Below are 13,675 nucleotides of genomic sequence, written 5' to 3' on the forward strand. Positions count from 1 at the left end.
TATATTGATAATAGATTGGTAACTTGTTGATGCTTTTTTTACGATATATGAAATAATTACCTTAATATTCTTTTACAATTACGGGTTTTTTACTTTCTATTAGTTATAGAGGTAAATGATTTACAAATGAGCAACTTTTATTCCCAAATATTTTTTCTGTATAGCTTGATTCAGCATCACTATTCAGTTGAAAGTAGCAAACAGTGGATAAGGAAAGTATTGTGCCAGCACACCAATAATGGCCAAATATTGGAAGTGTGTTTAACCTGCTCTGAAATGAGCTCATTCTATGCGTCTCCTAATGATCAAAAGCCAGTAAAACTTCGTTTTAATGAGATTCAATAGCGTAAATATTTTCTATACCCTGGTAGCTGTTGCATTCTTATCAGTTTCCACCTATTTGGTAATTAAGAATAATCTTGACAAAAAAGTCAGTTATAATCAGGACATCCGCCCAATCATCAACAGCAAGTGCATCACCTGTCATGGAGGTGTGAAAAAATCTAGTGGTTTGAGTTTTTTGTTTCGTGAAGAAGCTTTGGATACTACTGAATCAGGCTTGCCAGCGATCATACCCGGTGATGCTGAAAATAGTGAGGTGTACAAAAGACTTGTTCATCATGATCCTGAAATGCGGATGCCTCTTGAAGCCGAACCGCTTAGCAAGAAAGAAATTGAACTGATAAAGGACTGGATCAATCAGGGAGCAGAGTGGGAGACACACTGGGCCTATACTCCACCAAGCCGAGCCCTCACTCCTCCTGAAACAAAACATCAGCAACTGGTGAGCAATAATATTGATAACTTCATTTTTTCAAAATTAGATGAGAAGGGTTTAAGTCCTGCCCCAGTAGCCAGCCAGGAGGTCTTGCTCCGCCGTCTTTATCTGGACCTGATAGGTTTACCACCTACTCCTGCTGAGGCTCAGGAGTTTCTGGATGACCAGCGTCCTGATGCCTATGAGAAACTGGTAAATAAGTTGTTAGACTCACCTCATTTTGGTGAGCGCTGGGCAGCAATGTGGCTTGACCTGGCTCGTTATGCAGACACCAAAGGTTATGAAAAAGATCTGAACAGAAGTATCTGGAAATATCGTGATTGGGTAATTCAGGCTTTCAATCAGGATATGCCTTATGATCAGTTTACCGTTGAACAACTAGCCGGAGATCTGCTGCCACAGCCCTCGCAGGATCAGCTAATTGCTACTGCTTTTCATCGCAATACCATGGCCAACGATGAGGGAGGTACAGATAATGAAGAATTCAGAGTAGCAGCAGTGGTAGAAAGGGTAGGGACGACCTTTGAAGTGTGGCAGGGTACCACCATGGCTTGTGTACAATGTCATAGCCATCCCTACGATCCCATACGACATGAAGAGTTCTATCAATTTATGGCCTTCTTCAACAATACGGAAGACAAAGACATTTACAATGAGCAACCTAAACTATTTACCTATGAAGGAGAAGATGCTCAGAAAGTAGACAATATTTTGACATGGCTAAAGAATCACCTGCGTGATGAAGACAAGGCTAGATTATCAGGTGAAAGATTTTTGCATCAAGAAAAGGAAGATATTCTCTATCAGCTAGGCTACCGTCATGTAGAAGCGGAAGAATACCAGGGTTCCAGTAAACTGATAGAACTGATGGCTCCCGATCAGGATGTAGTGTGGCAGGTGCAGGATAGCTCCTGGATTATGTTTGAGGAGATAGATCTGACTGACGTTGAGCAAATTTCTTTCCGTTGCGCTACCGCTATATCTGGTGGATACATAGATGTACGGCTGGACTCTGTCGATGGAAAGAAGATAGGGCAAACAGAGATTACGACTACTGGCCAATGGAGGGGATGGTCAGGTTCTAAACCGGAAGATGAGCTGTGGAAAATTTTTACTACACCCATCATAAAAACCAATGGAAAACATGATGTCTATTATCAGTTCAGAAAAAATAAAGATTTAACCCAGCACCTGTTTCACCTGGACTGGATGTACTACCATGAAAAAAAACCTGCCAAAGCAGCTTATGATCAAAATTTCAATCAAAAGCTTAAGCAACTGGCAGCGATCAAACCCATGTTTACACCCATCATGCAAGACCTTCCTCCCCGCAAGAGTAGGAAAACCTATGTCTTTGAAAGAGGTAACTGGATGGTAGAAGGAGAGGAGGTAATAGCTGATGTTCCTGACATCCTGGGCGAAATACCTACCGATGAGCCTACCAACCGCTTGGGTATGGCCCAATGGCTGGTTAGTACAGAAAATCCGCTTACTGCCCGTGTCATGGTCAATCGTGTCTGGGCACAAATCTTTGGTACTGGCATTATTGAAACCATGGAAGAATTTGGTTCACAGGGCGAACCCCCTTCACATGCCAGTTTACTGGACTGGCTGGCAGTGCGGTTCATGGATGAGTACCAGTGGAGTATGAAGTTGCTGATAAAGCAAATCGTTATGTCTGCTGCATATCAGCAAAGTTCAGTGGCTACACCAGAAAAGATAGAAAAAGACCCTAAAAATCGGCTGGTTTCCCGCGGTCCACGGGTAAGATTGAGTGCAGAACAAGTACGTGACCAGGTACTGGCTGTCAGTGGACTGATCAATAAAGAGATGTACGGACCAAGCATCAAACCTCCTCGCCCTGATGTATCTACCAATGGGTGGGGAAGCTGGAAGGCTGATACCGGAAAAGCGCAATATAGACGTTCGCTCTATGTCTTTACCAAACGAACCAGTCCACATCCTATGCTTATCACTTTTGATGGTACTTCACGCAATGTATGCACATCAAGGCGCATACGAACGAATACCCCTTTACAGGCTTTAACACTTCTAAATGATTCAACGTTTTTTGCTGCAGCTGAGCATTTGGCAGATTATATGGCTTCCGTTGACACAGAGGTAGAAGTCTGCTTAAAAAGGGGATACGAGCGAGTGATGTTTCAGCCCCCTTCCAAGAAAAAACTTAAAGCGCTCCGGCAATTGTACGAAGAGGCATATGAGCGTTACAACAAAAAAGAATTAGTCCATTCGGTAGCTTTTTCAGAGAATGAAGCAGCGAAGCATAAGGCATTGTCTCTGGTAGCCAATGCTTTGCTCAACCTGGATGAATTTGTTACTAAAAATTAATTATAATGCACAACATCATAGAAGAAGCACAGTTCAAAGTCGCTACATATAACACTCGGCGCCACTTTTTAAGGAAGTGCATGTCCGGCTTGGGCGCCCTGGCCCTAGGCTCCTTGTCAGGATGCGACCCCTGGTCTTCTGCAAAGCAAGGGGCTTCTTCCCATACAGCGGAGACTGCCAGGTCTCTGCTTACTCATTTTCCCGGAAAAGCCAAAAATGTCATTTTTTTGCATATGGCCGGAGCACCCTCTCAATTGGAGTTATTTGACTACAAACCTACCCTCAATCAATTAGATGGTAAGGACTGTCCGACATCACTTTTAGAAGGAAAGAAGTTTGCTTTTATCAAAGGTGTACCCCAAATGTTGGGCACGCAAGCAAAATTTCAGCAACATGGACAATCCGGAGCTTATGTCTCGGATTACCTCCCTCATTTCTCAAAAATGGTAGATGAAGTTACTTTTCTGAAAGCGGTACACACTGATGAATTTAACCATGCTCCTGCACAACTTTTTATGCATACCGGCGGCCCCCGATTGGGTAGACCCAGTATGGGTTCATGGGTATCCTACGGCCTCGGCTCGGAAAATCAAAACCTTCCCGGCTTTGTGGTTCTGGTATCTGGAAGTGAACCCAGCGCGGGTAAAAGCATATGGGGCAGTGGGTTTTTGCCTACCATACATCAGGGAGTCCAATGCCGCTCCGAAGGGGATCCGGTACTCTATCTCTCTAATCCAGGTGATGTTGACCCTTTCCTGAGGAAGCGGTCCATAGACATTATTAACGAAATCAACGAACAAGAGTACATAGAATCTAAGGACCCTGAAATCCTGACGAGGATTTCCCAGTATGAGCTAGCCTTTCGTATGCAGACATCTGTGCCTGAGGTGATGAACATCAATGAAGAACCCCAGTGGATACATGATATGTATGGGACACAACCCGGTAAGAACGCTTTTGCAAATAATTGCTTACTGGCTAGAAGATTGGTTGAGAATGGCGTTCGTTTCGTGCAGCTTTTTGATAGAAGATGGGATACGCATGGTGCTGGTCCCAACAATGGTGTGGATGGAGCCTTGAAAAATGCCTGTCAGGAAATAGACAAACCTATGAGTGCCCTACTGAAGGATTTAAAACAAAGAGGCTTGCTGGACGAGACCCTGGTGGTCTGGGGTGGAGAATTTGGGCGAACACCTATGATGGAAGCGCGCTCCGGTGCTAACTTCAAAGGGCGTGATCATCATGGTGATGCTTTTACTATGTGGATGGCCGGAGGAGGAGTAAAAAAAGGCTTTACGCATGGAGAGACCGATGAGATTGGGTTCTCAGGGATAAGTGGCAGGGTTCATATCCATGATCTTCAAGCCACCATTTTACACCAGCTAGGTGTTGACCACGAAAGACTCACCTATCATTTTCAGGGTAGAGATTTTAGACTTACTGATGTGGCGGGTAAAGTAGTAAAAGAGATTATCGCATAAACTTTATGGAGCAAACAACCTCAGACCTGGTATTATTTTTCGGGCGATTTCACCCACTCATTCTGCACTTACCTATTGGCTTTTTATTGATCGCCTTTGTGCTGGAAATCCTCTCTCGCTTCAAAAAATTTGAAGCATACAAACCCGCCGTAGGCTTTGTGCTTTTGCTGGGTGCTTTCTCAGCAGTTGTCGCTGCTGCCCTGGGGCTCATGCTGGCACAGGGTGGAGGCTATGGAGAAGAACTGCTGAGCCTGCATCAATGGCTGGGAATTGCTGCTGCTGTTACTGCTATCGTGGCCTGGCTACTCAACTGGCAGGCAGCTAAACAAGCCTCTCCCGGCCTGGACAAAGCCTATGTCTCGGTACTCTCAGTCATGGTAGTCGTGCTGATGGCTGCCGGCCACTATGGAGGCTCACTGACCCACGGTTCTGATTACCTGACCCAGTACATGCCTAACCCACTGCGTGCAGTAGCCGGACTGGAACCCAAAATAGAAAAGAAAGCCGTGGTCATCACCGACCTGCCGGAAGCTCAGGTCTATCATGATATCATTTATCCCATCCTTGATGCTCGCTGCGTATCCTGCCACAATCCCGATAAAAAGAAAGGCGAACTGATGATGCATACGGTTGAGGCTTTGCAGGAGGGGGGAGAGAACGGGGCTATCTTCGTGGCAGGAAACACCGAAGAAAGCGACATGATCAAGCGTGTTCTCCTTCCTGAAGATCATGACGACCACATGCCTCCCGAAGGAAAAAGCCAGCTTACCGATGAGCAGGTAGAACTGCTAAGCTGGTGGGTAGCCGAAGGCGCTCCTTTTGATAAAAAAGTAGCCCAGGTCAATGTCAATGATGACATACAAAAAGTGTTGAATACCCTGGTAGACCCCAATGCCAACAAAACAGAGGTAGAGATACTGCTGGCTTCTGAGGTAAAAGCTGCCGAAGAACAGACTTTAAGTCAGCTGCAGCAGGAGGGTGTGCAGGTGATGCCACTGGCGGCTGAGGTCAACTGGTTGCAGGTACGCATCCCACTGAGCAAGTCAGGAGATTCTTTAGTACAGACCTTACAACCCGTGGCTGAGCAGTTGACCTGGCTGGACATGGGCGACACCAAAACTACCGATCAGGCATTGACAGCGATTCCCAAGTTTACCAAGCTCACCCGCCTTCATCTGGAAAACACCCAGGTAACCGATGCCGGATTGCAACATCTGAAGGATATGCCTTATCTGGAATACCTTAACCTCTACGGCACCCAGGTAAGTGATGAAGGCATACAGCAGCTCAAAGGGTTAAAAAATCTACGCAAGCTCTATCTCTGGCAAACTCAGGCTACCAAAGAAGGCGTAGCCCAGCTTCAGCAGGCTTTACCTCAACTGGAAGTGAATATGGGCGTTGAATTTGAGGAAGAAGTATTGAATACTGTCCAGGCAAACCTTAAAGAAAAACAGGAACAAAAATAAGCATGGAAAGCAAGTCCAGAAGAGAGTTTATCAAAAATACTACGGCACTGGTAAGTAGCAGCTTTTTACTACCGGAGCATGTTTTTAATATCGTGAGCAGTCCTAAGCTTAGCAAAAATATAATCGGCCATGGTGATTTTCAGTATAGAGCTGATCTGTCCTGGGGTAACCTTAATCCTTCCAAAACGCCGGTGAATGACTGCCATGAGATGGTGCAGGACAAAAATGGACGTATTTTTCTGTTGACCAATGAGACAAAAAATAATGTGATCATTTATGATTTATCGGGAAAGTTGATGAAAACCTGGGGGCATGATTTTGCTGGGGCACATGGGCTTACACTCAATGATGAAGGTGGAGAAGAGTTTCTGTACATTACTGATATCGCTTCGCATGCAGTGTATAAAACTACTCTGGAGGGAAAGGTTCTGCTTAAATTAGCGTTCCCCAAAGCATTGGAAGGACAGTATAATTCGGAGAAATATTATCCTACCGAAACGGCCATTGCTGCCAATGGAGATATTTATGTAGCGGATGGTTATGGTACACAACTCATTTTGCAGTATGATGCGCAGGGTATGTTTTTACGAAAATTCGGAGGCATGGGCTGGTTATGGAAAGAGCTTTTGGAAAACCGCTATCCTGATAAAATTCAATGGGAAAATGAGCCTGAACAAGTAGATCCTTCCTTATTGAATAATGCACATGGAATTACGTTAGACAGGCGGAAAAAAAAACCGGAACTGCTGGTTACTTCCCGAATGGATAATATGATCAAGAGATTCACTTTAGATGGAAAGTTTATAGCTAATATTGAGATTCCCGGTGCATTTGTTTGCCGGGCAGTGGTGGATGAACAATATATGTATGCAGCGGTCCTCCGTTCCGACCGACCATCACGTGATGAAACCGGTTTTGTTACGATATTAAATAATGATGATCATGTCATTTCCAATCCTGGTGGTAGCCCACCTGTATATAGGGGAAGTAAGCTGGTGCAGATAGAACAGCAGGAAAAACTTTTTAAACATCCTCACGATGTATGTATAGATAATGATAAAAATTTATACATACCCCAATGGAATGCCAATAAGGTATATCCTATCAAGCTGGTGAGGGTGTAATATACGTACACACAGTAAATTTCAGACAAAAGCTAGCACCACGGATAAATTAGTTGAAGCCATCAGAATGAACCTTTGAATTGCCTTTCTGAGTACTGACAGGGAACTTCAGGCATTATTTTCTCGACCTTTTTACTTACTTTGTATTGGCAGTAAACGAAGGATGGAATACGTCTGTGTTTTAGGGAAAAAGTGGTTTTGTAATTTTAAAAAGCACATTTTCTTTCTCTTCTTTTCTTCATATATTAAAGTGATCTGGAACGCATATAATGACTTAGAGGTATATGATTTTAAAATATTAAATTTTTAATATAAGACTATAGAATCGGGAATTAGGAGGCAAACAGGCTTTGCTCAATTGAAAGTCAGGGATATGCTTGCAGCAAGCATTTGATCTCAACCCCTACTCTCTAAAAGCCAAAGGGTAGATTAAAGATACTTTACTGTGAAAGAGAAGAACAAAAATTGGAAAACGGTGATACTGCAGGAAGGAGAAGGTGAAAAAATTCTCTTTCGCATCGGCTTAATGACATTTAAAGTGGCATCATCACAGTCAGGTGATAATTTTATGATGTGCGAAACAGCATTACCTCCCGGAACCAACGTGGAGCCTCATTCACATGAAGAAGCTGAAACATTCTACATTCTTGAAGGAGAATTTACGTTTTACGTGGAAGATATGAATAAGCCAATACGCTGCACCAAAGGGGCATTTGTAAGTGTGCCGCCTCATGTAAAACATAGCTTTAAAAATACCGGTGGAAGCAAAGGGAAGGTATTAGGAACAATAGTACCAGGAGGAGCAGAGGGGTTAGAAAGTTTGTTCAGAACCTTTGGCGTTACGCTTACTGACAAGGATGTTATTCCTGATTTAAATCAGCCAGTTGAGCATTTTACGGAAACAATCAATAAACTGAGAGAATATAGATAAGCAAGAATAATGGCATGCCGCGAACATCAGCAATCTGACGCCCCGGCTGTGGAATAATGGACTGTAAGTCAAAAGCTCCAAGCGCCACATCTGGCGTGAAAAGGAAGCCAGTCCAACCGGCACGTTGCCCGTCAGTTAGCCGAGTCGTTAGTTATAATTCATATAAAGGTTTTCAAATGGGAGAATGAATATCATAGACAATAAACGTTTACTCTTCGACAATATAGCAGAAGGAGATAAGAAAGCCTTTGATACATTTTTTGCATTTTATTATCAAAAACTTATTCAGTTTGCCCTTATTTTTTTGAACACTGAGCAGGAAGCAGAAGATGTAGTCGCTGAAGTTCTTACCAACATGCTTGCTCAACGCGAGCGGGTATTTAAATTGAATCATTTTGAAGCCTACTTATACGCTTCTGTAAAAAATAAATGCCTTTCATTTATTAGAAAACAAGGGAAAGTCAATCAGTATAATCAGGGATTTGAACAGTCTATACCCTTTACTACAAATACCTCTGATCCATATGAAAAATTGGTAGAAGAGGAACTCTCGACTTTAATACAACAAGTGATCATTAACCTTCCACCCCGACGAAAAATGGTGTTTCAGTTGATTCGGGAAGAAAACTTTAGCTATCGCAAAGTAGCTGAACTCATGGATATCTCAGAACGAACAGTAGAAGTTCACCTCAAGCTTGCCATAGAGACGCTGAGAACTCATATCGAGAAATACGGTGCTACAGAAAAATCAAAAAAGTAATAAAAAGTGTAAACAAGAGTGGGAATGTATTGGAAGTCTAAGTTATGAAGCTTCACAATATCAACAATAGACTCCTATTTTTTTCAAATAAACTAACTCAATAGCGTAAAATATTAGTTTAAATGTAAAAATAATCTTTTTTTTAGATACAAATTACGGGTTTTTCATTGGTTGTGAGTTATATGAGTATAGGAAAAAATCAATGAACAACTCTCATCCCGACATAGACCGACTGATCGCATTGTACCTCAGTCAGAAAGCATCAGCAGACGAAAAAGAGGCGTTGGAAAAATGGATCAATACCTCTGCTGAAAACAAAGCGGTATTTACACATTTGCATGATGCCTGGTTATCCACTTCGGAAACGCCATTAGCCCCAGAGAAAATTAAACTTAGAGATCAGATCTGGCATAATGGAATAACAGAAAACTCTAAGACAAAATATGCAATTCATCGGGAGATAGATTTGGGGTACTGGAGTAAAATCGCTGCCATTTTTATTTTTTTATTGATGGGAGTGGGAGTGTTTTCATTTCTGGTTTATAACAATACTACCTCTCAGATAACAGAATCGCTAGCCTGGGTAAAGGTAGAAAATCCAAATGGTAGAAGGACGGTACATATGTTGCCGGATGGCACCAAAGTGTGGCTAAATTCAGCGAGTAGCTTGTCTTATCCTGAAAAATTTTCAGACTCAGTGAGAAGCACCAAACTTATGGGTGAAGCATTTTTTGAAGTTGCTAAAAATAAGGAAAAACCTTTCATAGTAGAAACCGCAGATACCAGAACCCAGGTACTTGGTACCTCTTTTAACATTTTTAGTTATCCTCAAAATGATACTGTCAGAATAGCCCTTTTGGAGGGTAAGGTGAAGGTGCAGAGTAGTGATCATATTCAAACTGCAATTTTGTCTCCGGGGGAAGAACTGATTACTTCCAGAGATAATACCCTCTTCTATAGAAGAGCCTTTGACTATGTCGCCACTTTTGGATGGAAGGAAGGAATACTCAATTTTGATGGAACGGGTTTTTATGACTTTTGCCAGGCCATAGAAAGATGGTACGGTGTACAGGTCAAATTTGAGGGAAAGCCTCCGGTAGACTGGCAGATTAGAGCCAGATACCAGAACGAAGATCTCAGGCATGTGCTGAGAGATATTACTTTCAATAAGAACATCAATTTTACACTGACAAAGGATACAGTACTATTAACCTTTTAAATCAAGTGCCAATGAATAACATGCGTTAACCTATTAAATTTTGCAAAAGCCAAAGATAATTAGGCTTATCTCTGGCTCTTAAATTCAGAAATCCTATACGACCACCAAGGCGGCAACCTGAGAAAGTATAGGAATGCAGAGGAGCTATGTCCAAACTACAACTACAAAACTATGAAAAAAACAACCTACAAACTACTCTACAAAGTGGCGAGCTATTCATTTCTTGGCTTATTCAGCCAGTTCATTTTAGTAAATCTTTGTCTTGCGCATGACGTGGAAGCACAAGATTCAAAAAGTGTGCACGAAGTAATCATTGACGTTGCATATGACAATGCACCCTTAATGAATGTATTTTCTGACATTGAAGCCAAAACTGATTTTGTCTTCACCTATGACAATAAAGACTCTTTTTTAGGTGAAAAGTACAGTAAATCATCGGGTAAATCTTCAGTTGCAGAAGTACTGAAAGACATCTCACGGTCTTCAAAACTGATTTTTCAGCAAATCAACAATAATATCAGTATAAGAAGGCAGGATAAAAAGAAGGGAGAAAAGCCTGCGATTATTATTGGTCAGGCAGTATCTGTTTCTGGTACGGTCACCTCCAAAGCTGATGGTACTGCTGTACCCGGAGTGAACGTGATCGTAAAGGGAAGTAATACCGGTACAGTCACTGACATTGATGGGAAATACAACATCAATGTTCCCAGTGAAAATGACATTCTGATATTTTCATCTATCGGGTATACCATTCAGGAAATTCCGGTCAATGGGAGGACGGTCATTGATATACAGTTATTAGAAGATATTCAAAGCCTGGAGGAAATTGTGGTGATTGGTTATGGTACCCAGAAACAGAGAGAGGTGACCGGTTCTATTTCCACCCTGGAAGCAAATCAACTGGAAGATCAACCGGTAGGACAGGTAGCACAAAAGCTTCAGGGTAGAATCCCGGGTGTTCAGATCAATCAGGCATCCGGTACCCCTGGAGGAGGGATGGCAATACGAATTCGTGGAGCTGCTTCAATCAATGCAGGAAATAGTCCACTGTATGTCATAGACGGTTTTCCGATTGTAGGTGATATTAATAATATAAACCCTAATGAGATTGAAAGCTTTTCGGTGTTAAAAGGCGCCTCAGCAGCAGCTCTCTACGGATCAAGAGCGGCCAATGGGGTAGTGCTCATCACTACTAAAAGAGCCAGGAACGGACAAACACAAATTCAATTTAATGCAACCTATGGCAGGGCTAACGTACCCCAGAAAGGAAGAGCCGACATGATGAATGCCAAAGAATTTCTTCAGTATAAAAAGGAATTTTTTGAAGACAAAATCAGGTATGAAGGGTATACCGGAGGTATTCCTGAGATTTACCAGAATCCTGATGCGTATACCGGAGAAAATACAGACTGGTATGATGAATTATTACAGACAGGAATACAAAACAGTTATAATCTGTCATTTCTCTCTGGTAAAGACAAATTTAATTCAGCTACCACCATCGGATATTATAAAGAGGAAGGTACAGTAATAAATAGTGGGTATAAAAGATATTCTTTACGTTCTAATAATGAATACCAGGTAAATGATTTTATTCATGTCGGGGTAAATGTGGCACCCACATACCAAAGCAGTGAGAATCAACAAACCGGTGGAACGCATGGCTCAAATTATTTATATGGTGCATTGATAACCCCTGCTATTTTTTCACCGGATGATAGAAATGAGGACGGTTCCGAAAAGTTGAATTTCACTGCGCCTAGTTTATTTACTTTTCCCAATTGGAAGAAGTCCATGTCAGAAAGAACGAATCTAACCAGTTCCATCAGGCTGCTTTCCAATGCCTACGCAGAAATTGAATTTTTGGAAAATTTTCATTTTAAAAGTTCTCTTTCTTTAGATCTGGGAAATTTTAAACACAGGTTTTTTAATCCCTCTACTGCAGGCGATATTTTCGCACCACCACCTAAAATGGCTACGGCCTCGTATACCACCAATTCGTATAACTCCTGGTTGACGGAAAATACATTGAATTTCAATAAAACGATTGCTGAAGATCATCATTTAGATGCCTTAATAGGCTACTCAGCACAAAAGTTTAGCCAGGAAAATAACTCACTAACAGGTACTGACTTTCCAGATGATGATATCACTTGGATAGATGCTGCAGCCATCAGAAATGGAAGCAGCAATATAACAGAATGGTCTTTACTCTCAATGTTTAGCCGTGTCAACTATAATTTCAGAGGAAAGTATCTCTTGTCTGCCTCTATTCGTAGAGATGGTTCATCCCGCTTTGGGTCAGACAAACGCTGGGGGACATTTCCCTCAATTTCTGCGGGCTGGATTATCACTGATGAAGGTTTTGCAGAAAACTGGAGTACTTTAAGTTATCTTAAACTTAGGGCTGAATATGGTGAGTCAGGAAATTTCAACATTGGTAACTATAGCCAATTTGGAAACATTGCATCTACCAATTATGTGTTCGGAGATCAACTTGTACAAGGCAGAAGCCCAGTATCTATCGGTAACTCGCAACTGACATGGGAGACCACCAGAGGTATGGATGTTGGCCTGGACCTTGGCTTTTTTGATGACAGAGTATCTTTGACTTTTGATTATTATGATAAAACTACAAGTGATATGCTGTACCAGATAGATATTCCCAACGGAGCCGGATTTTCCAATATACAGGATAACATAGGGGAGTTTCATTTTTGGGGATATGAATTCGGGGCAAGTACAATCAACTTCGTAGGAGATTTTCGCTGGAATACAGATTTCAATGTCTCCATTAACCGAAATGAGGTAATCCAACTAGGTACTAACAATACCCCAATCGGAGGTATAGGGAATTATTCAAATACCATCTGGAGAACAGAAGTAGGGCGACCAATTGGACAGTTTTATGGGTATGTATTTGATGGCATTTATATGACTCAGGAAGAATTCGACGCCCAGCCCAAGCATCTCACATCAGCAGTAGGCACTATGAGAATGAAAGATGTAAATCAAGACGGTGTAATAAATACGGACGATAAGACTTATATTGGAAATCCCAATCCTAAATTCATTTTCGGTATCAATAATTCTCTGTATTTCAAAAACTTTGATTTAAATATCGTCATGGCAGGGGCTTATGGAGGTAAAATGTATTATGCGCTTGCAGAATGGTCAGAGACCTTGGAAGGTGCATTCAATGTAGAAAGGCACGTGAAAGACCGGTGGAGGTCACTTGAAAATCCAGGGGCAGGCATTGTGGGTAGAACCCTTTCTGGAACAACCGAATTTCCCAGGAATGTTCAATCCAGATTGGTACTTGATGCTTCTTACCTTACTGTAAAAAATATCACCTTAGGATATACATTTCCTAAGTTCAGTAAGTTTGTAAGTAAAACGCGCATTTTTGCCAGCGTACAGCAGGCATTAGTGCTTACCAATTACAAAGGATCTAGCCCTGAGGCTAGCCTAAATGGGTTGAATGGATTGCAGGAAGGTGTAGATTTTAACCCTTATCCAGTTCCGAGAACAGTAGCACTGGGTCTAAACCTTAATTTTTAGTCTTTT

8 protein-coding genes are annotated in these 13,675 nt (G+C 42.0%); all 8 read left to right on the plus strand.

Annotated features, from left to right (window positions below):
- The first annotated feature begins 331 nt into the window (after positions 1–331).
- The 8 genes from OKW21_RS08100 (at position 332) to OKW21_RS08135 (ending at position 13,669) form a co-directional block, all read left to right on the plus strand.
- Positions 332–3,127, plus strand: coding sequence for a DUF1553 domain-containing protein (locus OKW21_RS08100; protein ID WP_277478910.1), 2,796 nt, complete (start codon positions 332–334; stop codon positions 3,125–3,127).
- Between the two features lie 5 nt (positions 3,128–3,132).
- Positions 3,133–4,608, plus strand: coding sequence for a DUF1501 domain-containing protein (locus tag OKW21_RS08105; protein ID WP_277478911.1), 1,476 nt, complete (start codon positions 3,133–3,135; stop codon positions 4,606–4,608).
- A 5-nt stretch (positions 4,609–4,613) separates the two neighbouring features.
- Entirely contained in the window at positions 4,614–6,074 is a 1,461-nt protein-coding gene (locus OKW21_RS08110; RefSeq protein WP_277478912.1) for a c-type cytochrome domain-containing protein, read from the plus strand.
- A gap of 2 nt (positions 6,075–6,076) precedes the next feature.
- On the plus strand, positions 6,077–7,198 hold the full coding sequence (locus OKW21_RS08115; RefSeq protein ID WP_277478913.1) for an NHL repeat-containing protein: 1,122 nt from the start codon (positions 6,077–6,079) through the stop codon (positions 7,196–7,198).
- A gap of 445 nt (positions 7,199–7,643) precedes the next feature.
- Entirely contained in the window at positions 7,644–8,129 is a 486-nt protein-coding gene (locus OKW21_RS08120; protein WP_277478914.1) for a cupin domain-containing protein, read from the plus strand.
- 184 nt (positions 8,130–8,313) lie between these two features.
- The gene (locus tag OKW21_RS08125; protein WP_277478915.1) at positions 8,314–8,889 is read left to right on the plus strand and encodes an RNA polymerase sigma-70 factor; all 576 of its coding nucleotides are present in this window, start codon (positions 8,314–8,316) and stop codon (positions 8,887–8,889) included.
- A 202-nt stretch (positions 8,890–9,091) separates the two neighbouring features.
- Complete coding sequence (locus tag OKW21_RS08130) at positions 9,092–10,108, plus strand: FecR family protein (RefSeq protein WP_277478916.1); 1,017 nt, start codon at positions 9,092–9,094, stop codon at positions 10,106–10,108.
- Between the two features lie 171 nt (positions 10,109–10,279).
- The gene (locus OKW21_RS08135) at positions 10,280–13,669 is read left to right on the plus strand and encodes a SusC/RagA family TonB-linked outer membrane protein (protein ID WP_277478917.1); all 3,390 of its coding nucleotides are present in this window, start codon (positions 10,280–10,282) and stop codon (positions 13,667–13,669) included.
- The last annotated feature ends 6 nt before the right edge of the window (positions 13,670–13,675 follow it).

Source organism: Catalinimonas alkaloidigena, from assembly GCF_029504655.1.
Taxonomy (GTDB): Bacteria; Bacteroidota; Bacteroidia; order Cytophagales; family Cyclobacteriaceae; genus Catalinimonas; species Catalinimonas alkaloidigena.